This is a genomic window from Nocardia sp. NPDC052254, assembly GCF_040679495.1.
In the GTDB taxonomy this organism is placed as follows: Bacteria; Actinomycetota; Actinomycetes; order Mycobacteriales; family Mycobacteriaceae; genus Nocardia.
Genome location: NZ_JBFAUW010000006.1, coordinates 311,904 through 335,025 on the forward strand (window position 1 = coordinate 311,904; position 23,122 = coordinate 335,025).

17 protein-coding genes are annotated in these 23,122 nt (G+C 64.5%); 10 read left to right on the forward strand and 7 right to left on the reverse strand.

Annotated elements, in window-relative coordinates; genetic code table 11:
- Window positions 1–11: 11 nt before the first annotated feature.
- Window positions 12–941 (forward strand): zinc-binding dehydrogenase, encoded by a 930-nt coding sequence (locus tag AB0L57_RS18245; protein WP_364963145.1) that lies wholly within the window; start codon window positions 12–14, stop codon window positions 939–941.
- Window positions 942–1,003: 62 nt separating this feature from the next.
- Here the strand turns inward: AB0L57_RS18245 and AB0L57_RS18250 are convergent, their stop codons facing one another.
- The 3 genes from AB0L57_RS18250 to AB0L57_RS18260 form a co-directional block, all read right to left on the reverse strand.
- Window positions 1,004–1,918, reverse strand: coding sequence for a haloalkane dehalogenase (locus AB0L57_RS18250; protein ID WP_364963148.1), 915 nt, complete (start codon window positions 1,916–1,918; stop codon window positions 1,004–1,006).
- Window positions 1,919–1,943: 25 nt separating this feature from the next.
- Entirely contained in the window at window positions 1,944–2,384 is a 441-nt protein-coding gene (locus tag AB0L57_RS18255) for a TIGR03618 family F420-dependent PPOX class oxidoreductase (protein ID WP_364963151.1), read from the reverse strand.
- A 106-nt stretch (window positions 2,385–2,490) separates the two neighbouring features.
- On the reverse strand, window positions 2,491–3,618 hold the full coding sequence (locus tag AB0L57_RS18260; protein WP_364963154.1) for an acyl-CoA desaturase: 1,128 nt from the start codon (window positions 3,616–3,618) through the stop codon (window positions 2,491–2,493).
- A 293-nt stretch (window positions 3,619–3,911) separates the two neighbouring features.
- Here AB0L57_RS18260 and AB0L57_RS18265 point away from each other — a divergent pair, with 293 nt between their 5' ends.
- Complete coding sequence (locus AB0L57_RS18265; protein WP_364963157.1) at window positions 3,912–4,307, forward strand: nitroreductase family deazaflavin-dependent oxidoreductase; 396 nt, start codon at window positions 3,912–3,914, stop codon at window positions 4,305–4,307.
- A 73-nt stretch (window positions 4,308–4,380) separates the two neighbouring features.
- Window positions 4,381–5,337, forward strand: coding sequence for a DUF6585 family protein (locus AB0L57_RS18270; protein WP_364963160.1), 957 nt, complete (start codon window positions 4,381–4,383; stop codon window positions 5,335–5,337).
- 76 nt (window positions 5,338–5,413) lie between these two features.
- Here AB0L57_RS18270 and AB0L57_RS18275 read toward each other — a convergent pair whose 3' ends face one another.
- Window positions 5,414–6,043 (reverse strand): methyltransferase domain-containing protein, encoded by a 630-nt coding sequence (locus AB0L57_RS18275; RefSeq protein WP_364963162.1) that lies wholly within the window; start codon window positions 6,041–6,043, stop codon window positions 5,414–5,416.
- A gap of 147 nt (window positions 6,044–6,190) precedes the next feature.
- Between AB0L57_RS18275 and AB0L57_RS18280 the strand changes: the two genes are divergently transcribed.
- Window positions 6,191–7,237, forward strand: a complete 1,047-nt coding sequence (locus tag AB0L57_RS18280; RefSeq protein ID WP_364963164.1) for an alpha/beta fold hydrolase — start codon at window positions 6,191–6,193, stop codon at window positions 7,235–7,237.
- A 183-nt stretch (window positions 7,238–7,420) separates the two neighbouring features.
- On the opposite strand, the gene AB0L57_RS18285 is transcribed toward AB0L57_RS18280, so the two are convergent.
- Genes AB0L57_RS18285 through AB0L57_RS18295 form a run of 3 tightly spaced genes read right to left on the reverse strand, consistent with a single transcriptional unit; the run spans window position 7,421 to window position 11,522 of the window.
- The gene (locus tag AB0L57_RS18285) at window positions 7,421–8,854 is read right to left on the reverse strand and encodes a protein kinase (RefSeq protein WP_364963166.1); all 1,434 of its coding nucleotides are present in this window, start codon (window positions 8,852–8,854) and stop codon (window positions 7,421–7,423) included.
- A gap of 38 nt (window positions 8,855–8,892) precedes the next feature.
- Complete coding sequence (locus AB0L57_RS18290) at window positions 8,893–9,552, reverse strand: hypothetical protein (protein ID WP_364963169.1); 660 nt, start codon at window positions 9,550–9,552, stop codon at window positions 8,893–8,895.
- Complete coding sequence (locus AB0L57_RS18295) at window positions 9,549–11,522, reverse strand: N-6 DNA methylase (RefSeq protein WP_364963172.1); 1,974 nt, start codon at window positions 11,520–11,522, stop codon at window positions 9,549–9,551. The genes AB0L57_RS18290 and AB0L57_RS18295 overlap by 4 nt, the downstream gene beginning before the upstream one ends.
- A 230-nt stretch (window positions 11,523–11,752) precedes the next feature.
- Between AB0L57_RS18295 and AB0L57_RS18300 the strand changes: the two genes are divergently transcribed.
- From AB0L57_RS18300 to AB0L57_RS18325, 6 genes are all read left to right on the forward strand, one after another.
- Complete coding sequence (locus AB0L57_RS18300) at window positions 11,753–12,124, forward strand: DUF732 domain-containing protein (RefSeq protein WP_364963175.1); 372 nt, start codon at window positions 11,753–11,755, stop codon at window positions 12,122–12,124.
- A gap of 257 nt (window positions 12,125–12,381) precedes the next feature.
- Window positions 12,382–12,744: a DUF3761 domain-containing protein gene (locus AB0L57_RS18305; protein WP_364963178.1), complete on the forward strand. Its 363-nt coding sequence runs from the start codon at window positions 12,382–12,384 to the stop codon at window positions 12,742–12,744.
- Between the two features lie 2 nt (window positions 12,745–12,746).
- Window positions 12,747–13,049: a hypothetical protein gene (locus AB0L57_RS18310; RefSeq protein WP_364963181.1), complete on the forward strand. Its 303-nt coding sequence runs from the start codon at window positions 12,747–12,749 to the stop codon at window positions 13,047–13,049.
- Window positions 13,050–13,302: 253 nt separating this feature from the next.
- On the forward strand, window positions 13,303–13,509 hold the full coding sequence (locus AB0L57_RS18315; RefSeq protein WP_364963184.1) for a calcium-binding protein: 207 nt from the start codon (window positions 13,303–13,305) through the stop codon (window positions 13,507–13,509).
- Between the two features lie 205 nt (window positions 13,510–13,714).
- On the forward strand, window positions 13,715–16,603 hold the full coding sequence (locus AB0L57_RS18320) for a helicase-related protein (protein ID WP_364963187.1): 2,889 nt from the start codon (window positions 13,715–13,717) through the stop codon (window positions 16,601–16,603).
- Window positions 16,604–16,605: 2 nt separating this feature from the next.
- Entirely contained in the window at window positions 16,606–23,037 is a 6,432-nt protein-coding gene (locus AB0L57_RS18325) for an AIPR family protein (protein ID WP_364963190.1), read from the forward strand.
- Window positions 23,038–23,122 lie beyond the last annotated feature (85 nt).

Here is a 23,122-nt window from a genome sequence, read left to right on the forward strand (position 1 = left end):
GGCACAGCGATATGCGTGCACTGGTCATCGACCGTTCTGTTCCAGTTGGATTGCGAATCGGCGAGGTCGCCGAACCGGAACCCGCCCCGCACCAGGCGCTGATCCGAGTGACCGCGACATCGCTCAATCATGGAGAAATCCAGTTCGCGCGCGCCGAGGCCCCGCAGGGTTCGGTACTGGGCTGGGACGCGGCCGGAATCGTGGAACGCGCCGCCGCCGACGGTTCCGGTCCACCGGCGGGGACACCGGTCGTCACCCTCGGCTGGGACGGGGCCTGGGCCGAATACCGCGCCGTCGACACCGATCTGATCGGCACGGCACCGCGCGATACCGACCCGGCGGACCTGAGCACCCTCCCGGTCGCCGCCACGACGGCGCTGCGCGCCCTGCACCGGCTCGGGCCGATATTGGGTCGCCGGATACTCGTCACGGGCGCCACCGGCGGCACCGGGCGCTTCGCGGTGCAGCTCGCGCGACTCGGGGGCGCGCACGTCATCGCGGCGACCGGCGATCCGGCCACCCACACCGGGGCCCTGCGCGAGTTGGGTGCGGCCGAAGTCGTCACCGGCGCCGACGCGCTGGACGCACCGGTCGACGGCGCGATCGACCTGATCGGCGGCAGCCACCTCGTCGCCGCCTACCAACGCCTGGCGGAAGGGGGCACCGTGGTCGCGGTCGGGCATTCGGCCGGAACGGACGAGACCTTCCCGTTCGGGGCATTCTTCGGCGATCAGGGACGGCACGACCGGTCCGTCACCTCTTTCTTCCTGCTGGGATGCCGCGATCTGGGGCCCGATCTGAGCTGGCTGGCCCAGCAGGTGGCGATCGGGAACCTGCGGACGAGCATTGCCTGGCAAGGAGATTGGACCCGCGTCGGCGAAGCGGCGGAGGCACTGCTGTCGCGCCGCCTGCACGGCAAGGCGGTGCTGGAACTGGGTTGATCACCCGCCTGCGAGCACCGCGCACCAGCGGCCGGGTACACCCGATGCCCTCGTGGCGGCCGTCAGGCGACGGGTGTCGCGCGCACGAAGTCGACAACCACGGCGGCGAGTTCTTCGCCTCGGTCCTCCTGGAGGAAGTGACCTGCCGAGGCGATGGTCACCGGCGGATGCCCCACGGCGCCAGGGATTTTCGATGACAGCACGGTGTCACCGCCGCGTGTGATCGGATCGGAGTCCGAGAAGGCGCACAGGAAGGGCCGCTCGAAGGTTTCCAGGACGGTCCACGCGGCCTGGTTGGCGGGTATGGCGGGGTCCAGCGGACCGGTCGGCACCAGTAGCGGGAACTGGCGGGCGCCCTGCTTGTAGGTGTCGTCGGGGAAGGGTGCGTCATAGCCCGCGATCACCTCGGGAGTGAGGTCGGTCAGGCAGGCGCCGTTGACGATCTTGCCGGCCTGAAAGTCGGAGACCTGCTGGCTGTAGCGCTGCCAGGCGAGGAACGCGTTGCCGGGATGGGTGTCACCGGTCGGCAGGAACGTGTTCGCGGCGACCACCCGCGCGAAACGTTCGGGATGTTCACCGACCAGGCGCAGCCCGATCAACCCGCCCCAGTCCTGGCAGACGAGGGTGATCCGGTCCAGGCCGATCGCCTCGATCGCAGCCCAGGTCCAGTCGACGTGCGCCTGGTAGGTGTAGTCGTCGCGCTCCGCGGGCTTGTCACTGCGCCCGAACCCGACCAGATCGATCGCGACCGCCCGCAGTCCCGCGTCCACCAGAACCGGAATCATCCGCCGATACAGATATGACCAGGACGGTTCACCGTGCAGCAACAGCACGACCTCACCGTCGGGTGGGCCTTCGTCCAGGTAGTGGACGCGCAGCATGGTCCCGTCTCCGGCATCCACCTCGACGTAGTGCGGGTCGAACGGGAAGCCGGCCAGTCCCGCGAATCGTTCGTCGGGCGTCCTCAATATCCGCATGGCCCACTCCTTTTCGTCGGAACAGCTAGCCGTTGCTGTAGACCCGGGTCGGTTCGACCAGCACCGCAGCGCGACGCTCAGCGGCCATCACCCGGTCGTATTCGTCCCAGTCATCGTGCTCGCCGCCGGCGGCCGAGAACACATCACGCAACAGCCGGCGCAGCCCCTCGGCGTCGATCCACGGCTGAGCGTCGTCGGGGCCGACGATCTGAGCGCGGCCCTCCACCGTCGCCCACGCCCAGCCCTGCCGGAAGGTGGTACTCACCTGGGGCCGCGCCCGGAGATTGGCGAGCTTCACCTTGCCGTAGGTGACGAAGCCCAGCACCGGCTGACCCGACAGCGGATGAGCCAACAAACCGGCATTGACCAGTGTGGACTGGATGGTCTGGTCGGAACGCAGGGTCGACACGATGGCGAGCCCCTTCTCGGCACGACCGAGTTCCACCGCCTGCTGCAATGTCGTCATCACATCTCCCGTGGTTGGCTGCACGCAAGATAGTCGCACGTGCCATTGTGCGCTCGCGGAAATGACGCGGGGGCGGTCGGGTCGTGGCGATGAGGAGCGAGGTCGTTCAGGGGTGATGTGGGCCGGGCGTCGAGATCGGCTCGGCCGCTCCGTCGCTGTTGTCCGGAACCCGCACCTCGCCGTGGTCGCCGGTGCGCAACGGCGCCCCGGCCTGGTGCAGATGCCGCAGCGCCTCGCGGTATGAGCGCATCAGCCCGGTCTCGTGATACGGCACGCCGATCTCGGCGCAGTAATCGCGAACGATCACCCGCGCATGACGAAGATTCGGGGTCGGCATGCTCGGAAACAAGTGATGCTCGATCTGATAGTTGAGCCCGCCGAGCGCGAGGTCGGTCACCGCGCCACCTCGCACATTGCGAGAGGTCAGCACCTGTCGGCGCAGATAGTCGGGGCGGTCGTCACCGGTGAAGGTCGGCATGCCCTTGTGGTTCGGGGCGAAGATGGAGCCCATGTAGAGACCGAACAGCGCTTGGTGCACGACGAGAAACGCACAAGCCTTGTCGGCGGGCAGGATTGCGAACAGTGCGGCCAGATAGACGGCGAAGTGAACGAACAGCAGCGTGCCCTCGAGTACACGATGCTTGACCGCCCGGTTTCGGAGCGCACGCACGCCGGCCACATGCAGATTCAGCCCCTCCAGCATCAGCAGGGGAAAGAACAGGAACGCCTGGGCCCGGCCGATCAGCCGCGGCAGACCGCGACTGGCCCGCGCCTGGCGTTGGGACCAGACCAGGACGTCGGGCACGACATCGGGGTCGAGCTCCTCATGGTTCGGATTGGCGTGATGACGCGTGTGCTTGTCCTGCCACCACCCATACGCGAGCCCGATACCCGCATTGCCGGCGATCCGGCCCACGACCTCGGTCGGGCGGCGGAGCCGAAAGACCTGGCGGTGGGCGACATCGTGCATGACCAGGGCGACCTGGGCACAAGTCACGGCCATGACCGCCGCGACGCCGAGCGTCCACCACGAATCGCCGACGAGCACGAACGCCACCCATCCGGCCACGAACGCCAGCCCGACGACGCTCAGGCGGACGGCGTAGTAGAGGGGACGCCGATCCATCAGCCCCGCATCGGAGATCCTGCGCAGCAGACGAGCGTAGTCACCCTCGGCACCGCGGCGCCGGGATGACCGCGGAGTTGACTCTTGGACCAAAGCCGTTGTGGTCATAGGTTCTTCCTGAGAGCTCGAGCGCGGACGCCACCCTGCCCGTCCTCGACGCCGACCGGTCGATACCTGCGGAGATTCGGCGAGCACCACTGGGCGAGGTGACAATTTCGATACCCCGAAGCTATCGAGCGAATCCTCGTTCGGCGTCATACCGTGGTACGGGGTGAATCGGACTGCGGAGTGATTTCGGGGGTCGCTACGCATCTCTCCGCATGCTGTCGCGCTGAGCACGACCGCGAATCTCCTGCTACAGAAGGATGTTCGGTGGGTGCCCGGCCTCTACTCTGTTCGAAATGACGAGTGCCGACAGCTCACTTCCCTACTACTTCCCCAAGTGGAGCGACCGTGTGGGGGCGCGATATCTGAACCCCTGGATGCGGCGGATCGGGCCGGCATTACCGGGCTTCGCCGTGGTCGAGCACGTCGGCCGAAAATCCGGCACGGCATACGAGACACCCGTCAGCATCTTTCGCCGCGGCACAGTACTGGCAGTGGTCCTGCTGCACGGCGAGACGCACTGGGCGAGAAATGTGATCGCAGCCGGACAAGCCGGACTCCGCTATCGAGGAGGAACTGTCACGGTGCGCAATCCGCGGATCTTCGCGCCGCGGGAAGCGGGGAGCGACGTGCCGCGCATCGCGCGGGTCGGGAATCGGATCGCCGGGATCATCGTGTTCGACGCCGAGTGATCGGCGTCGGGTGGAACTCGACATGTGTGCTGCCCGATTCATTTCCTGATCGACGGAACCCCACAGTGCGGGCGTGCGCGAGCAGCAACAGTTGAGCACGAGATCGGCCTGCGCGGGCTCGGACACGCAGCCGATGGCTGACACATCAGGCCTGTCGGATAGCCTTGCGGCCGAGGGTAATACAGGATTGGGGGGCGCAGTGTCCGAAAAGGTTGCCATTGAAGCTCACGATGCTCCGGAGCTGCTGACACAGATCGGGCGAGCGGCGGAGCAAGCGGATTTGGGCGCGCATCGTTCCGCCCATCCGGCTCGACGCTCGGAGCACCAACGGAATCTGAGGTTCCTCGGGATCGCAACGCCCGTGCTCGCGGCGGTAACCGGGCTCGGCATTCTGATGGACGGCAACTGGTGGTTTCTCACGGGGTTCATCACGGTCGGGTTTGCCTTGGGTCTGGTGGGAAACCTGATCACCGGCCGCAAGTACATCGACACGGATCGCGGAATCCGACTCGACCTCTACGCTCGCGGTCTGATCTTTGCCCAGGCCAGCGGACTGCGCGTCGTTCGCTACGACCGCACTTCGGTACTCCAGGCAAACGCCAACGTCAGGCGCGTCGGTGAGAAACGAACGATCCGGACCATATACCGCTACAAAATCACCGATCTCGACGGCTCGCAGTTCTCGATGGACGGCGTCTTGGCCAACCCGCAGGATTGGGGACCCGCTATTCAGAACGGCGTGGTCGAGGCGCAGCTGGCACCGACATGGACCGCGCTCGAGGCCGGCCATCGCGTGGAGTTCGGCGACTGGTGGATGACCCGGTCCGAGCTGGGATGTTCGGCAAAGCCCGTGCCTTGGAACGAAATCGGGAAAATGACGGTGCACGAAGGGGTGGTTTTCGTGGGCGTCGACAAGAACGTTGTGCGGCAGCCGAGAATCCCGGTCAGCCAAATCCACAACTTCGCTCTGTTCCACCTGTTGGCCGAACGGTTGTGCGAGATCCACGGCCGCGAGGCAGGCGTGGGCTGATTCCCTCGAGCGCACGCCCATTGCACTGCGGCGAACAACGCACCGATCGGTTCGCTCCTTCGAGCGGACATCGCGCTCACGAGCGGCGGGCGGTCCCGACGACCAAGGGCACGATGGTCGGCATCATCGTCGGCATGCGGGTGTATTCGATGTCCACAATCTCGAAATCGCCCGCCTTCAACAGTGATTCGAAATCCCGATTGGCATGACACCCGTCGGCCAGCAGTCGCTGCACGGGCGTCACCAGATCCTGAACCGCACCACGCAGCCCCGTCCCGCGAACGTGCTCATGGAATAGGAACCGGCCTCCCGGCCGCAGTACTCGATGCACCTCACCGAGGGCTCGAGCGGGGTCACGGAGCGAACAGAACACCAGGGATGCGGTGACGGTGTCGAAACTGGCGTCGGGGAATTCCAGATTGTGCGCGTCACCGTCCACGATCGTGTGCGGAGCGTCGAGGGTGTGGGCGCGGGCAGTCAGCCGAGTGCGCAGCGCCGGGTTCGGTTCGAGGAGGATCAGCGCGTCCAGATTGCCGGGGTAGTTGGGGAGGGACAGGCCGTCGCCGGCGCCGATTTCCAGGGTGCGGCCATGAGCGCGGGCGAGTTGGGTGCGACGCAGGTCGGCTTGGCCCGCTCGGTCCACGCGGGCCATGAACCCGGGATACCAGCGGGCGAATTGGCGTTGACTGAAGGTTGCGGTGGTCATACGGACGAGTCTGGTCCGAGGTGACGGGCCATGTCATGGCCGTTTCGGGCCATTGTCGATGGCCGGATCGGGTGATGCGCGGATGGCGCCTCGCGCGGTTGTCTCCTGTCGTGAGAACCTGACGAAACGAGGCGTGAGAGGGACAGCATGTTGCGCATCGAGGACCAGGTCGTTCGCCATGTGAAGACGGTGGGCGGCGACGTCGCCTATTCGGCGGTGGGCGCCGGCCCCGCGCTGCTGATCGGCGGGTGGTGGTGCAGCCATCTGACCCTCAACTGGGAGGACCCGCGGTTCCGGGCCTTTCTGTCCCGGCTGGCCGACCGGTTCACCGTCATTCGATACGACCAGCCCGGCCGGGGCATGTCCGGCGCCGCCGGATCACCGCTCGACCTGGACGGTGAGATCGCCGTGACGGCCGACATCATCGATGGCCTCGGGTTGGAGCGCGTGGCTGTGCTCGGTGCGTCTTCGGGTGGGGCGGTCGCGGCGGGCATCGCGGCTCGGATGCCCGCACGGATACATCGGCTCGTGCTCTACGGCGCGTTCGCCCGCGGTTCGGATATCGCGCCCGCCAGCGTGCGGGAAGCGCTGGTGAATACCATCACCGCCCATTGGGGGTTGGGCTCGCGGCTGCTCGCCGACATCTTCGTGCCCGGCGCCGACAATGCCGAACGCGAACGGTTCGCCCAGTTCCAGCGTCTCTCGGCGACCGCGGACCAGGCCGCGCGATCACTGTCGGCCATCTACGATCTCGATGCGACGGAATACCTTGCGGCCGTGACCGTCCCGACCACAGTGCTGCACCGCAGAAACGATCGCGCGGTCCCCTTCGAACTCGGCGCCGACGTGGCTCGCCGCATCCGCCGGGCCACCTTCGTCGAACTGCACGGCGAGGACCATTTCCCGTGGCGCGGTGACGCGGCCCCCGTGGTCGACGCGATCCTGCGTGGACTCGGGCATCCGGTACGACCACGGCCCATCCCACCCGGACCCGAAGCGGTGACCGAGCGTGAGCGGGAGATCCTGCGGCTGGTCGCGGAGGGACTGACCGACACGCAGATCGGCGAACGGCTGTCACTGAGTCCACATACGGTCCACCGGCACGTCGCCAATGCCCGCACCAAACTCGGCGTCCGTTCGCGTGCGGCCGCCGCGGCGGCGATACGCGCGGATCGGCCGGACGGGGCAGGGTGATACGGGTAATCGTGACGTTGGCGGAAGCGTGAACGTGCCCGTTCGCAGAGGCGGCCGACCTCGCTCCTTCTACTAGGTCCACCGCCCCACTCCTGCTGGTCGGCGACGGTTTTATGGAGCCACCGGCCGCGCGGGCGCTGACGCGCTTCTACCGAACCGGCAGACTTTCCCGCCCGCGGGCGCTCACCGACTGTTCTCCACGTGCTTGATCTGGTTCACCAGATCCACCACCCGCCTATCCTGCTCCCCGTATCGCACCGCCATCTGGCTGTGCAATCTCCGCAGCCGAGCCAGTGCCGCGTCGATCTCACCGGATTGCACATCGCAGGTCGCCAGGCGGCGCTGGCAGTACATGACCTGTTCGTCATAGGGGCCGCGTTCGGCGGTGAGGTCGTCGATGAGGGCGCGGTAGACCTCGCCGGCAGCCGTGAAGTCGTTGCTGTCGACGCGGAGGTCGGCCAAATTCAGGCGGGCCTCCACCACGTCGGCGTCGCGGGGGCCGAGGTGGGTGATCGCCGACTCCACAACTGCTTTCAGGTCTTGGATGGCAGGTGTGTAGCGGGATTCAGCGGCCAGGTCGCGGGCTCGCTGGATGGCGCGTTGCAGATCGGATCGGCTGAAATCCGTTGCGGGCCTGGGTGAAGACACTGTTTCGCTGTCGACTTCGGGGACGCTGCGCGCCACCATGGTGAGGGCCGTGCGGGAGGAGATGGTGGTCGCAACGGCGGCGGCATACATGCGTGCGGGCCCGTGCAAGTCATCCACTTCGGGCAGGACCGACAGCCCGGCGGCGTGGCGCAGCAGAACCGAGTGGACGGTGACGGCGTCCTCCGGCCGATGTTCCGGCTTCTTCGCGAGCATGCTCATGATGAGCCGCGCCATATCGGCGGGCACCTCCGAGCGTTCACGGCGGATCTCCGGCGGCGAGAGGTGAACCTGGTTCTGCCACACCAGATACGGCGAGCTACCGGTCATCACCCGGTCCCCGGTGAGCAGTTCGTGCAGGACGAGACCGAGTGCGTAGAGATCGGTCTGGTCCTGAACCGCCCGCCCCTCGACCTGTTCCGGCGCCATGAAAGCCGGTGTGCCGAGCGTGTTTCCGGTATTGGTATAGCGGGTCAGATCGGAGCCGAGCGCGACGGCCAGTCCGAAGTCGAGGACCTTGACGGTGCCGTCCGCGCACAGCATCAGGTTCGACGGTTTGAGGTCACGGTGATAGATCCGGTTGCGGTGCGTCGCGGCGAGCACGGCGGCGACCTGAGCGCCCAGCGCTGCGACCACACCTACGGGCAGCGGTCCGCGTCGGCTCAGCAGATCATCGAAGGTGATCCCGTCCACGAATTCCATGACCAGATAGGGCCGTTCGGGACTACCTGGAGCGATCCCGGCATCATGGAGAGCGGGCATACCCGGATGGCTGAGCCTGGCCATGAGTTCGGCCTCGCGCAGAAATCGCTTGGTCCAGTTCGGGTCCTGATCCAGATTCACGTGCGTGAGCTTCACCGCGATACGTCGTTTGAGGTGGCGATCGAACCCCTCGAAGACCTGCCCCATCCCACCGGCACCGATTTCGCGGACGAGTTCGTACCGGCTCCCGATGATCTGCGGTTGTGTCACCGCTACCTCCGTGCGTACTGAAACGTCGACACGTCAACCTACTCGTCGACGGCAGCCGGTCGCAGCCGGCCGGTGGCCAGCCCCTGCGTACCGGCGCGGACCAGTTCCTCGACGGTGAGGCGCTGCCGCTGTAGATCGAGCTGCATCTCGGCCAACTGCCGGAAGGCCAGACCGAGTCGGCGTTGCTGCGCGGGTGCGACCCGGGGAACAGCGATCCGATAGAGATCGGCGTGACCGTTCTCGTTCAAGGCAGCGCGCACGACACCGGCGAGAAAGTGGAGATCGATGCCATCCACCAGGATGCGGATCAACCGCACGCCGGGACCGAGCAGAACCTGATCCTGTTCGCAGACGGCCACGGCCGGATCGCTCCCCGGCACCACCGCGATATCACCGCGGCGAACCCACACCGCCCCCGAGGCCGCGCGATCACCGTATCGGGACGCAGTGCGCCCCAACCGGATGTCCTTCGCGGTCAGCACGGACACCTCCCCCTCGGACTGCGCGGCGATCGGCCCGGCCTCGAGCACATCGACGGCGTCGGCCTCGATCAGGTCCTCGATCGAAATCGTCTCGTAGGAAAAGAGATCCGCCTCGAGCACGGGCGGTTCGAGGACCGGCCGCGCCACTACCTCGGCTCGCAGTGCGATGTAGCGGTCGGAATTCAGCGGCGGCGCGGCATCGGAACCGCCGATCATCGTGTCTCCGTGGACTCTTCGTCACCGACGGGTTCCAACGCCCCCGCCGTGAGTCCGGTCCCGATCAGGCCGGTCGCGAGATCCGCGACATCGATCGCCCGGCGAGCGGCGGCGCGAAGGACGAACAGCCTGCGGAACAGATCGCCGTATCGCTGTTGCTCGGCAAGGGACAGCACCGGGATCCGGAGCTTGCTGGGATCGAATCGAACGGTGGAAGTCCTTGTCGCCGCGATATTGTCGGCTCCGATCAGGAATCCTGCGACGAACCACGGGTCCAGGCGGCTGCTGTCGACTCGGAAGGCGTGCACGTGTGGTCCCAGGATCGCGCCTGCGTCCCGTTCGATGGCGACCCGTGCGCTGCGACCGCCGTGACGGTCGCTGCGCACGGCAGGCATCAGAACGTCACCGGCCGCCACCTCCACGATCGTGGCGGGAGTGGCGGTGTCGAGCCCTTCCGATGCCGCCTCACCACCGGCCACATCCGTTGCGGTCAACACGCGCCGCGTGTCCCCTGCCACCGCAGGTTCCGCATCGCGCGCAGACGCCCGAATCCATTCCAGCTGACCGTGAGCGGCCAGATCGGCGATACTGACGAACCGCCACACCCGGCCCGCGGCCTCGGTCCACCCCCGCACATCCGCGGCAGCGTCCGACAGTTCGGCGGTGACGGCGGCCAGCCGGCCGAGTGCCTCGTCGACCTGACCCGAAACCTCGGTCGAATCCAGTGCCGATCGGACGTATCGGGCCGGCGTGAAGTCGACGTCCTCATCGAGCAGATCGACCGAGCGGACCACCGCGGCGAATCCGGATTCGGCCGCTTTCTCCGGCGCCTCCCCGTCGAAATTGCGCCACACGCGGACGAACGGATCGCCCGCCACCGTCTCGGGTTTCGGCAGCGCAGCCGACCCGTCGACGAACAGGAGTGAATCCGGCACCGCCACTGCGGGATCCGGTCGGCGCAACACCCAGATCTGGAGTCCGACGTGCCACGGCTGGGCAACGCCGGGAGCGAGCCCGACAACTGCCCGCAATGCCCCGGTACGTACCAGATTCGCGCGAATCTTACGTCCGGAGTTGCGCGACGCGACCGCTGGCGGCAACAGCAGTACCGCGGTGCCACCGGGCCGCAGATGAGCGATCGCGTGCTGTACCCAAGCCAGTTCGGATTCGCCTCGCGGCGGCAGACCATAATCCCACCGGGTGTCGAAGGCCAGTTCCGCCGAGCCCCAGTCGCGCAGGCCGTAGGGCGGGTTGCACAGCACGGCATCGACCGCGAGGCCGGGGAACGCATCCGCGGTGAGGCTGTCGCCTGTCTCCACGGTCGGCTCACGGTCGGTTCCCGCCTCGATGAGCAGGCGTGCACGCTGTGCCTGCACCGCCATCACATCCTGGCCGTACAGGTCGACCGCTCCGGCCTGCGCGGCCGCCAACAGCAGCGACCCGCTACCGCACGCCGGATCCAGCACACTCCGAATCGGTTGCCCAGCACCCGGATTCGCCAGATGCACCATCAGTTCCGCGACATTCGCCGGTGTCACGTACACCCCGCTGGCAGCGGTATCGCCCATCGCCTGCTCTGCGAGGGTGTCCACCGCGGCGCGGATCGCCTCGGCGTCGGCGGTCTCGAGCACGCGGGACACCTCGCGCACCAGTGCCTTGTCTGCGCCGGAGGCCTGCCAGCCGGTGCCGGATCGCCGCAGCGTCTCCATCAATCGGGTGGCCGACTCCGGAGTCGCGTGCGAGCGCACGAGGGTCCGTAACTCGATCGCGGGCGAGGCCGCAGGTTCCATACCGTGCTCGGCCATCCATGCCTGCACCGCGTGCAGGTCGAATACGGGCCGGGTCTCGGTACCGGCGATCGCCCTGGGGAAGTCGTCATGTCTGCGCCGCCAGTTGCTCACGGTGGCACGAGTGACACCGGCGAGCCGCGAGATCTCCGCGGCGCTGACCTTCGACACAGGTTTCGGCATGACACTCCTCTCCAGTCCTCACCACACCCTGCTCGACTGTTGACCAAAAATCAATCTTCAAAACTGTGTTGACAATGTTTTCAGTCGATTCTAATGTTTGCATCACTGAACGAGCCGGATGCCCGGCGCGCGTTCCTCACACCGATTCGACGACACGACCCGAGAGCGCCCGACCGCACAGCACGGGCCGCCCTCCGATCTGTCGCACCCGACAAACCTCAGGAAGCACCATGAACACAGTTCGCACCCTGTCGACGCTGCTCGCCACCGGCGCAGCCGTCACCGCACTCACCGTCGCGACACCCATGGCGCTCGCGGCGCCCGACACCGGTTCCACCTCGGGCTCCGCCGGCAGCACCTGCGGCCCGCGCACCCCGGCGGACCAGCTGTTCCTGAATCGCTACGCCGAGGACGACGAGACCTGCGGCGGCCAGGACGCGTCCATTCGGCTCGCGCAAGCGGATTGCAATTGGCTTCGCGCATACGGCAATTCGGCGCACAACCAGATCGTGCTCGCCGAACGCTCCCGAGGAGCCGTGAAGTATCCGTACATCTTCCTCGACTCCGCCATCGAGGCCTACTGCCCGCAGTACGAACTCTGACCCGACCACATCGTCTTGCACGACTCCATGTTCTCCGGCGGCGCGACGGTCTCGCTGCGCTGACCGGGTGATCGGTGCCGGGGTGGTACTCCCACGCGTCCGCCCCGGCGCCGAGCACATTCCCCGCGCAATCGCCCGACAACCGCCGCTCGACACTCGTTCTCCGAACTCACAGGTCGGCGTTAACAGCGGCTTGAAGATTGCTGATTACCAGCTATCGAGGCTGATAGAAGCACAGACAGAGGTGTCACGATCCCATGAACAGTTTCATGATCATCATCGGTTTCATAGTCCTCACCATCGGTGCGGCCTCGACGCACGGCAAACTTCGCCGGGCCCGGACGGCAAGCCGCGGCGTCCTCGCCGCGCTCGGTGTGGCGGCCCTCTCGGTAATCCTGGCCGGCCCCGCCACCGCCCTACCGGCCACCCAGCCGATCGCGGTCCACCAGATCACCGGCTGCGGACCCGATTCATATGTCAACGCCGACGGCCAGTGCGTCCTGAACCCAGGTGCCGCACCGGCCGGAGCCACGGCGCAGTGCTCGGACGGCAGTTACTCATTCAGCCAGCACGAGTCGGGAACCTGTTCCGGACACGGCGGCGTGGCCCGCTGGCTCTGAATATGACAAGACACAGAAATCCGGGCACTGCGCACCCGGTTCTGGCGATATTCGGCGTCCTGTTCCTCCTCGGCATCATCATCACCTACTGGTACGTGATAGCGATCGTCGCCGGCCTGGCACTGGCCATTTACCTACTGCGTCGCGCTGACCAGGAGCGGAATGAGACCCGCCGCAAACGGGCCTGGTACGCGGCACAAATATCCCAGCGAGCCGACTACGAGCATCAGCAGTTCCTCGCGGGAAACCCCCAGGGCCTCTATGGCCAATACCCTCCGGCGGTCGACTACAGATTCCGGCCATGACCACAATTAGAAGGAACCTACTTTGAAGAGGACCGCGACATTCCTCGCTATCGCCGCCATCGTGACAGCATCGGCATGCGGAGCAACGGAAGCGCCCACCACGCAACCGAAAACGACCAGTGCGAAGACAACGCTCCCTGTGCCGACGACGGCACAACCGACACCTCCAACAGAAGAACCCCGAGCACAGGTGCCCTCGAACGCACCGGCGGCCACACAAGCCGCGACAGTGCCAATGCCGAGCGTGGTGTGCATGAATTTGCAGGCGGCACAGGACCTCATCCAAAAGGCCGGCGTGTTCTTCTCTCGAAGCAAGGATGCGACCGGAGCGGGCCGAAGGCAGGTACTCGACCGCAACTGGGTTGTCGTCGCGCAGACCCCTGCTCCTGGCGTGCCTATCGGTGAGGGCGATGCCGTCCTGTCGGTGGTAAAGAAGGGCGAATCCGGAGATTGTTCCTGATCGGAGCCGCCCGCACACACTGGCCGATGCCACCGCACCGGTACTCCGGGCCGGTGCGCGGTGTGCACTGCGATCGGTTGTGCACAGCCGACATTCGCGTCCGCGTCATTCGAACAACCGACATGCACCACTCCCGTGTCACATCCCGCCCGTCACCACCGATACTGGATTGGCCCACTCACACCCGACCCCAGGAGCAGCGTCGATGACAGTCGCCGAGCAGCCCGACACCTTCGAGGTGGCCCCCGGTTCGATCGTGGTGGTCCGCGACGAAGAGTGGCTGGTCACCTCGGCCGAGCAGGGGTCGGACGGCTGGCTGTTACGGGTCCGCGGATTGTCAGAGCTCGTCACCGACACCACCGCGACCTTCTATCGCAGCCTCGACGACATCGAAGTCCTCGATCCCGCGAAGGCACGTATCGTTCCCGACAGCTCCTCGGGCTACCGGGACTCGCGCTTGTGGCTGGAATCGCTGCTTCGCAAAACCCCGTTCCCGTATGGCGATCAGACGCTGACGGTCTCGGCCCACATGCTCGCCGACTCACTCGGCTATCAGCGCGCCGCTGTCGCGAAAGCTCTCGACCCGCACAACATTCGCCCCCGCATCCTGCTCGCGGACGCGGTGGGCTTGGGCAAGACCCTCGAAATCGGCATGATCCTGTCGGAACTGGTCCGGCGCGGTCGCGGTGAGCGCATCCTCATCGTCACCCCACGTCACGTCCTCGAGCAGATGCAGCACGAACTGTGGTGCCGTTTCGCGCTCCCGTTCGTGCGCCTGGATTCGGCCGGCATCCAGAAGGTTCGCCAGAAGCTCCCCGCGACCCGCAACCCCTTCACCTACTACAAGCGCGCGATCATCTCGATCGACACCCTCAAAAGCCCCCGCTACAAGGCGCATTTGGAGCGTCAGCACTGGGATGCGGTGGTGATCGACGAGTCGCACAACCTCACCAATGTCGGCACGCTGAACAACGAGCTGGCCCGCATCCTCGCCCCGAACACCGAGGCCCTGATCCTCGCCTCGGCCACTCCGCACAATGGTCGCGAGGAATCGTTCGCCGAACTGCTGCGCCTGCTGGACCCGACCGCGGTGGCAGCCGACGGCTCGTTCACCAAGGACGATGTGCAGTCGCTGCTGATCCGCCGCCACCGCCACCACGACGAGGTCGCCGCGGAGGTCGGCAGTGACTGGGCCGAGCGGGCCGAACCCGTCCATCGCCTGGTCTCCCCGTCGCCTGCGGAAGAGCTGGTGGCGCAGGAACTTTCGCAGGTGTGGTTGCATCCGGAGTCGGGCCGCTCCCCGTATTCGGGTGAAACCAAGGCCCTTTTCCCGTGGACCTTGGCGAAGGCGTTCCTGTCCTCCCCTGCCGCCCTCCGTGAATCGATCAATCAGCGCCGCAACAAGCTCCGCGAGAAGGGCGGCCCGCACGGCGCCGAGCAGCGCACCGAACTGGAAGCCCTGAACCGCCTCGCGGACCTGAACGACAAGGCATTCACCGAATCCGCCGGTAAACAGGCAGCTCTGATCGACCGCCTCCGCGAAATCGGCGTCGGTCCGAAATCCGGCACTCGCGCAGTCGTTTTCGCCGAGCGCGTCGCCACCTTGAAATGGCTCACCGACCTGCTCCCCACCGCACTGGGGCTGAAGCCCGATGCGGTCGTCATGCTGCACGGTGGCCTGTCCGACGTGGAGCAGCAGCAGATCGTGGACAGCTTCAAACTGGAGACCTCCCCGATCCGCGTGCTGGTCACCGGCGACGTGGCCTCCGAGGGCGTGAACCTGCACGCCCAATGCCACCATCTGATCCACTACGACATCCCGTGGTCGCTGATCCGCATCGAACAGCGCAACGGCCGCATCGACCGCTACGGGCAGAAACATCCACCGGTGATCTCGTCGCTGATCCTGGAACCGGCCGACCCGGAATTCTCCGGCGACCTGCGGGTTCTGTCGCGGTTGCTCGAACGCGAGAACGAGGCCCACACCACCCTCGGCGACGTCGCTTCTCTGATGGGCAAACACAGTGTGGGAGAGGAGGAATCGGCGATCCGCGATGTCCTCGCCCGCAAGACCACACTCGACGAAGCTGTTCGCAGTATCGAGGAGGTGGCCGACGGCGACGACCTGGACGCCTTCTTCGCCCAATTCGACTTGGACGAGGACGACACCCGAGCCGAGCTGCCGGAAGAACCCCGCCTCAGCCTCTACCCCGACGACATCAGTTTCCTCGACGAGGCCCTGCGCGCAGCCTTCCACGACGTTCCGCATGCCGATCCGGCCGCAGGCGGCGTCGGCTGGACGCGGCACACCAATCACGGTATCGCCGAACTGATTCCACCTCGGGACCTCAAACAGCGCCTCGGCCAACTCCCGCAGAACTACCTGCGCGACGGCCGCGTCCTGGAACGCCTGAAGCTGGCCACCTCCAGCGCCGTCGGCGACGCCCAGTTGCGCGCCGCGCGAGAAGGTAAGGGCGTCAACGACACCACGTGGCCGGAGGCGCATTTCCTCGGCCCCCTGCATCCGGTACTGGACTGGGCAAGCGACCGCGCACTCAGCGCGCTGGGCCGCAATCAGATCTTCGCCATCCGCGGCGAGGTCGACGACGTGACGGTCCTGCTGATGGGCACCCTGATGAACCGCCGCGGCCAGCTCGTCTCACGGGTCTTCTCGAAGGCCGAATTCCCGAACCCGGGCAACCCGTCGTTCTGTCTGGTGGAACCGATGGAGGATCTGAACTTCCTGACCACCACCACCGGCCTGCGCGCCGGCACCTCCAACCCGGGCCCGCTGCACGATCTGGACCAGCTGCAACCACTGATTCCGGTCGCCGTCCGCGAGGCCGCACAGTCGATGAAGATGATCCTCGACGCCCAGCAGAGCTCCGCCCAGGAACGCCTCGACGCCTGGCGACAGCGTGCCGATCGCTGGCACACCGGCGCCGAACAGCTGGACCTGTTCAGCGGCCGGAAGAAGAAGGTCGAGAAGCTGTCGCAACGCATCCTCGAAGAGCAGCGCCTCGCCGAATCCCTCGCTCCCACACAGCAGTTGGTTCGTCCCCTGCTCGTGATCGTCCCCGAAAAGGATCAGTGACCATGCCCTCTTTCGATTCCATCGTCGTCGGCGAGGATTGGATCAGCGAGCACTACTTCACCACCGATTCGGTGAACGAGTCCTTCCACGGCAAGGTCCTGGGATTGCGCAAGACCTGGGACGCCGAGGCCAAGGAGGGCCGCTCCACGGTCCGCAGCACGCTGCTGTCCGCCGCCCGCGACCTGCAAACCGCCCTGGCCGGCCTGTCCGAGGATCCCCTCGCCGCCCCCAAGGCCCACGCCCAGGTGCGCGCCGCCTTCGGCTACCAAGGCGAACTCACCCCCTTCACCGCCGAACGCGCCGGCTCCGAGCTGGAAATCCCGGACGCCCAGCTCCCCGACCTCCCCGATGTGCTGTTCCTGCAAGCCGAACCGGTCGACACCCTGGAAGACCTCCTCGCCCCGGAAACCGGCAGGCTCATCACCCCCGCCACCGAGGACGGCAAACCGATCGAATCGGCGTCGAAAGCCGTCTCCGCCGCCTTCCGCTCCGACACCCCGCCCGCCTTTGTCGTCGTCCAGGCCGGCCAATGGCTGCTGCTCGCCGAGGCGGAACGCTGGGCCGAAGGCCGCTACCTGGCGATGGACCTGCTGGTCGTGGTCGAACGCCGCCACGAGGCCCGCGGCGGCGAAATCGACCGCGCCGCAGCCCTCTTCGGCTACCAGTCGTTGAAGGCCGACGCCGACGGCAACATCTGGTGGACCGGTGTCCTCGAAGACTCCGTCAAACACACGGTCGGCGTCTCCAAGGACCTGCGCGAAGGCATTCGCCTCTCCATCGAAATCATCGCCAACGAGGTGGTCCGGCGGCGTGCCGAACGCGGCCTCACCATGGACGGCATCGACGGCAACGAACTCGCCAAACACTCGCTGCGGTTCCTGTATCGAATCCTGTTCCTGCTGTACGCCGAAGCGTCGCCGGAGATGCAGGTACTGCCCACCGGAGCCGCCGAGTACGAGGAGGGATACGGGCTCGATCGGCTGCGCGAACTCACGCTCACCGAACTGGTCTCCCACCGGGCCCGAACCGGGACGCATCTGTACGACTCGCTGAAGAAGCTGTTCGACCTCGTAGACCGTGGCCACACCCCGACCGTGCACGAGCACGTCCTCGACGATCCGGCCCCCGGCCTCGAATTCAACCCGCTCCGCGCAGACCTGTTCTCCCCCAAGGCAACCGCCCTGATCGACGAGGTGGGCCTCGGCAACGCCGCCACCCAGCAAGTCCTCGAACACCTGCTGCTCACCAAGGAATCCAAGGGCCGCAAGGGCGGCGACCGCGGCTTCATCAGCTACGCCGAACTCGGCATCAACCAGCTGGGAGCGGTGTACGAGGGGCTGATGTCCTATACCGGGTTCTTCGCCGAAGAAGACCTGTACGAGGTAGCCAAGGACGGCAACCCTGAAAAAGGTTCCTGGGTGGTCCCGGTGCACCGCGCCGACCATCTCTCCGAATCCGATTTCGTCCGCGCCGAAGACCTGGACACGCATGAACTCAAGCCGGTGATCCACCGCGAGGGCACCTTCGTCTTCCGCCTCGCCGGCCGGGAGCGGCAGCAGTCGGCGTCGTACTACACACCCGAGGTGCTGACGAAATTCGTTGTGTCGCAGGCGCTGGAGGAACTTCTAGACCAGAACGGCACCGAAACAACCCCCGAGGAGATCCTCCAGCTCACGATCTGCGAACCCGCGCTGGGATCGGGCGCATTCGCCATCGAAGCGGTCCGACAACTCGCCGCCGAATACTTGAAGCGCAAGCAGAACGAACGCAACGAACGCATCGAGGCCGATCAGTACGCGGTAGAACTACAGAAGGTCAAAGCCCACATCGCCCTGCACCAGGTGTACGGGGTGGACCTCAACGCCACCGCTGTAGAACTGGCGGAGATCTCGCTCTGGCTCGACACCATGGTCGCCGGCCTGCAGGCGCCCTGGTTCGGGTTGCACCTGCGGCGCGGTAACTCCCTCATCGGCGCACGGCGCGCGGTATACATGCCGAACGAACTCGCCAAGAAGGCGTGGCTCAAGTCCGTTCCCAAGGACGTGCCGCTCGGCACCGAGGTCGGCGCAGGTATCCACCACTTCCTGCTCCCTGCCGAAGGCTGGGGCGCCGTGGTCGACACCAGCGAGGCCAAGACCTACGCACCGGAAAAGCGTGAAGAACTTCGCCTGTGGCGCAACGAGATACGCAAGTCACCCACCAAGGACCAGGTAGCCCGACTGCAGGGCCTCGCACAGCGCGTCGAGACCCTGTGGGACTTCGCGCTCCGCCGCCTCACCATCGCAGAATCCGAGATCCGACGCGACATCCAACTGTGGGGCTCCGAACCGTCACCCCACACGCCGGCTGTCACCCGAGAACAGGTCGAGAAGGTCCTCCACAACCCCGACGGCGTCTTCCAGCGGCTGCGCCGAGCCATGGATGCTTGGTGCGCACTCTGGTCCTGGCCGCTCACTTCGCACATCGCCCCGCCCTCCTGGGACTCGTGGCTCGGTGGCTTGGAAGCGATCCTCGGCCAGATCCCCCACGGCAAGACTCCGAACGTGCCCAAGAGCAAGGCACCGTCCACGAACCAGATGAACTTCGTCGGCGACCTCGATTGGGACGGGCTTGATGAGGCCGAAGAATGGGACCTCTCCTTCGCAGGCGCACGACCGATCGAGACCGCTCTCCATCGCTACCCATGGCTAACCGTCGCTGGCGATATTGCCAAGCGGGACGGGTATTTCCAGTGGGAACTGGACTTCGCGTCGGTGTTCGCGCGGGGTGGTTTCGATTTGCAGGTGGGTAATCCGCCATGGGTGCGGCCGGATTGGGATGAGGCCGGGCTGCTGGCCGAGTACGACCCGTGGTGGCAGTTGGCACACAAGCCGTCGGAGGCAGAAAAGCGGCAGAGAGCTGAAGAGGCGCTGGCGCTTCCCGAAGTCCGTCAGTTGTTTCTCGACGAGCGCGCCGCACAGGCTGCGCAGGCCGCGCACCTCGGCTCAAGCATCGACCGCCCCGCACTCACGGGATTGCAGCCCGACATGTATCGGTGCTTCATGGAGCGGACGTGGCGGTCAGCGGGTGCGGAAGGCATCGTCTCTCTCATACATCCGGAGAGTCACTTCACCGAAGCTCGCGCGCAGGTACTCCGTCGAGCAACGTACCGGCGCCTGAAGCGCCACTGGCAGTTCAGGAATGAACTCAGCATCTTTTCCGAGATCAACCACACCCGTCAGTACGGCGTTCACGTCTACGGCTCCGACTCGCCCGTCCGATTCCTCCAAGGCTCAGCCCTCTACCACCCGGATGTCCCGACTCGGTCACTAAAAGCGCGCGAATCGGGTTATGAGCCCACCGGTATCGCACCTGGCGTCAAAGATCCCGACGGCAAGTGGGACGTTCGCCCTCACCCTGAACGAATCATCGAAGTGACCGAAAACGAACTCGCCGCCTGGGCAGCGCTAGTCGACGAGCCCGGCACACCCACCGAGGCTGCGCGCATGCTTTACCCGGTCAACCGCGCAAGTGCCGCAGTACTCGACAAAATAGCTGCCGCACCGCGACTCGGCGACGTTCAGTTCGAGTGGACCGCCGGTTGGCACGAGTCGGCTGACCGCAAACTCGGTTATTTCGAATCCCGCTCGGCCATTCCCGCAACCTGGGGGGAGACCATCCTCCAGGGCCCACACCTAACCGTCGCCACCCCGATCCACCAACAGGGCAACCCGACGATGCGCAGCAACGTCGACTACTCCGCCATCGACCTCGAGTCGATCCCGGAAACATTCATCCCAAGAACCAACTACCAGGTCGCCCGGCCCCTCCCCGACTACCTGGCCGCCTACCCGAAGTGGGACGGCGAGCCCAGTTCGAACTACGCCCGCCTCGCTTGGCGCGAAATGTGCGACTCGGCCACCGTACGGACGTTGCACACTGCGATCCTTCCGCCAGGCCCAAGTCACGTCGGCGGAATTCTCTCTCTGAGTACCGCAGACCCAGCAGATCTAGCTGTCATGGCCGCCTTCACCGGCTCTATTGTCGGCGACTTCCTCATAAAGGTAATGGGCGTTGGACACGTGAAAATATCTTCACTCGGCAAAATTCCACATGTCCGCGTGCATGTGCTGGAGCAGCACCTTATCCACCGCGTCCTCCGTCTCAACGCGTTAGTCTCCGCCTACCGCCCCCTTTGGGCCGAGCTCTACAACCCAGGCTGGACATCAGATGCCTGGACTCCAGGGATCAACCCGGGCTACCGCCGCACTACCGACTTCGCCAACACCGCTCCCGAATGGACCTGGCATACCCCCCTGCGCACCGATGCGGACCGCCGCCAGGCCCTGATCGAAATTGATGCCATCGTCGCGGTAATGCTCGACATTACCGCCGACGAACTACTCACCATCTACCGTACCCAGTTCCCGGTCCTTCAAAAATACGAACGAGAAGCTCTCTACGACGCGAACGGCCGCCAAATCCCCAGCAAACTAGCCGCCGAATACCGCCAAAAAGGATCCCTGCAACCATCCGACGTTACTGCCGACGGCATCACCTACACGGCACCCTTCAACTCCGCAGACCGCGAACGCGACATGATTCTTGCGCACTCATATTTCACATCTAAGGCCGAGCATCTGCGAGCAGCACCAATACTGCATTTCTCAAAGCAATCGAAAAATGATCCCAAAGGGGAAAAATTGGATCGCGTAACCGGATCAATGGTCCAGAAGTATGTCACGTCCGCCGGACTTGACCATCTTTCCACTTCGGATCAGTTCGAACACTTTGCAGGATCATTGTTACTACGCAGCGAAATGGGATATAATCCCGAGACATCGATACAGGAGCATCTAGCAGGCCCCGGCGTCCAGGGATACGATCTTTTTGCCGCAATCGTTAATGGCGAAGTCATCACAGACCGTGTCGATCTTGAGCTAATCCTGGAGCGCTGCAACAAGATCACCGTCGAATTGATATTTGCGCAATTCAAAACCAGTTCGACATTCAAGATCGGAGACTTCTCAAACTTTGTCGACGTATGCAGAACAATCTTGTCAAATACGTCCGATATTGATTCATCCGAATTTCCCGCCCTTGATCTAATTTCAGCAATATACGAGGCGGCGGATTCATTCAAGGAGAACCCTCGACTATCATTGTTCTACGTTACGACCAGTGGGGCAAAGATTGAGAAACCAATTGAACGGAAGCGCGCAGACGCCAAAGCGGAGATCGAGAGCCTATCTTTAACATCGTCGGTAACAATCGAATGCCTGGGATCAAGCGAACTCCAAAGGAGGTGGCGCGAGCTCGATCAAGGCATTACACGAACGTTTCTCTTCGAAAGAAAAACATCAATGCCCGGGATCGACGGCGTCGAGCAGGCATATATCGGGATGCTGCCCGCAAAGGAGCTGCTTAGCCTGGTGACCGCAGAGGGGGCTCCATCGAAGATCGTGAAGTCTATTTTCTACGATAATGTGCGCGATTACCAGGGGCACGTAGACGTAAATGTGAAGATCCTGGAGACTCTTCAGGGCCCCGATAGCGGAAAGTTCGCCGTACTGAACAATGGCGTGACAATTATCGCAAAAGAAATCACGCCGACTGGCGATTCCTTCAAATTGTCGGACTATCAAATCGTGAATGGCTGCCAGACAGTGCACGTACTACACGAAGCCTCGATCGAAGCCGGTGACGCCCACCAGCTATCCGAAGTATTTGTGCCCGTCAAGGTTATCGCTACACGAAGCACAGAAGTCGCCCGCAATATCGCCCAGGCGACGAATCAGCAGACCCAGGTCTCCCCGGAAAGCCTACTTGCGAATTCTGACCAACAGAAGCGGATTGAGGAGTATTTCAATTCTGTTGAGGAGCACAGCGATTCGAAGTTGTTTTACGAACGCCGACTGAAGCAATGGACGGGAAATAACACCGTTGTTGGGGCGTGGCGCGTAATTACGATCAGGCAAATGATCAGATCATTTGCATCCATGTTCCTCCAGCAGCCACACACGGCTAATCGCTACTACAACAATCTACGGGACCAGGCGGAAGAACGTGTGTTCCGTGAGTCTATTCCACCCGCTTTTCATTGGACGGCAGCCCTATTGTTCTGCCGTATCGAATTCCTTTTCAGAAACGGAAAGATCGACCCCGAACTCAAGCCGATAAAATTTCATATTATGGCTGCGATTACCCGCGCGTATATGGATGGCAGGATTACGCTCGAACTATCTGACGCAGCCGCCGAAAAATCGTTGACTCAGTTACAGAAAATTATCCAGCACGAGGAAGAACTGGTTGGAGCAATCCTCGAATGTTCAAAGATCGCAACTAACCACCACGATACAAAGTTCAATAGAGATTTCTGCCGCACTCAAGAGTCCGCCATAGCATTCATCACAGAAGCTGCGAGCCATATCCGCCGTAATACAACAGAAGTCTAGCTAATTGTCCGGGACTGCTGCACAGCCGGTGACAACTTGTCCTGGCTATGCAGCAGTTCTGTCCGACCTGTGAGTATTGCCCTCA

Excerpts from the sequence above, each read along its gene's own strand:
- AB0L57_RS18245 (WP_364963145.1), top strand. The coding sequence starts at position 12 with ATGCGTGCACTGGTCATCGACCGTTCTGTTCCAGTTGGATTGCGAATC.
- AB0L57_RS18250 (WP_364963148.1), bottom strand. The coding sequence starts at position 1,918 with ATGCGGATATTGAGGACGCCCGACGAACGATTCGCGGGACTGGCCGGC.
- AB0L57_RS18255 (WP_364963151.1), bottom strand. The coding sequence starts at position 2,384 with ATGACGACATTGCAGCAGGCGGTGGAACTCGGTCGTGCCGAGAAGGGG.
- AB0L57_RS18260 (WP_364963154.1), bottom strand. The coding sequence starts at position 3,618 with ATGACCACAACGGCTTTGGTCCAAGAGTCAACTCCGCGGTCATCCCGG.
- AB0L57_RS18265 (WP_364963157.1), top strand. The coding sequence starts at position 3,912 with ATGACGAGTGCCGACAGCTCACTTCCCTACTACTTCCCCAAGTGGAGC.
- AB0L57_RS18275 (WP_364963162.1), bottom strand. The coding sequence starts at position 6,043 with ATGACCACCGCAACCTTCAGTCAACGCCAATTCGCCCGCTGGTATCCC.
- AB0L57_RS18280 (WP_364963164.1), top strand. The coding sequence starts at position 6,191 with ATGTTGCGCATCGAGGACCAGGTCGTTCGCCATGTGAAGACGGTGGGC.
- AB0L57_RS18290 (WP_364963169.1), bottom strand. The coding sequence starts at position 9,552 with ATGATCGGCGGTTCCGATGCCGCGCCGCCGCTGAATTCCGACCGCTAC.
- AB0L57_RS18295 (WP_364963172.1), bottom strand. The coding sequence starts at position 11,522 with ATGCCGAAACCTGTGTCGAAGGTCAGCGCCGCGGAGATCTCGCGGCTC.
- AB0L57_RS18300 (WP_364963175.1), top strand. The coding sequence starts at position 11,753 with ATGAACACAGTTCGCACCCTGTCGACGCTGCTCGCCACCGGCGCAGCC.
- AB0L57_RS18305 (WP_364963178.1), top strand. The coding sequence starts at position 12,382 with ATGAACAGTTTCATGATCATCATCGGTTTCATAGTCCTCACCATCGGT.
- AB0L57_RS18310 (WP_364963181.1), top strand. The coding sequence starts at position 12,747 with ATGACAAGACACAGAAATCCGGGCACTGCGCACCCGGTTCTGGCGATA.
- AB0L57_RS18315 (WP_364963184.1), top strand. The coding sequence starts at position 13,303 with ATGAATTTGCAGGCGGCACAGGACCTCATCCAAAAGGCCGGCGTGTTC.
- AB0L57_RS18320 (WP_364963187.1), top strand. The coding sequence starts at position 13,715 with ATGACAGTCGCCGAGCAGCCCGACACCTTCGAGGTGGCCCCCGGTTCG.
- AB0L57_RS18325 (WP_364963190.1), top strand. The coding sequence starts at position 16,606 with ATGCCCTCTTTCGATTCCATCGTCGTCGGCGAGGATTGGATCAGCGAG.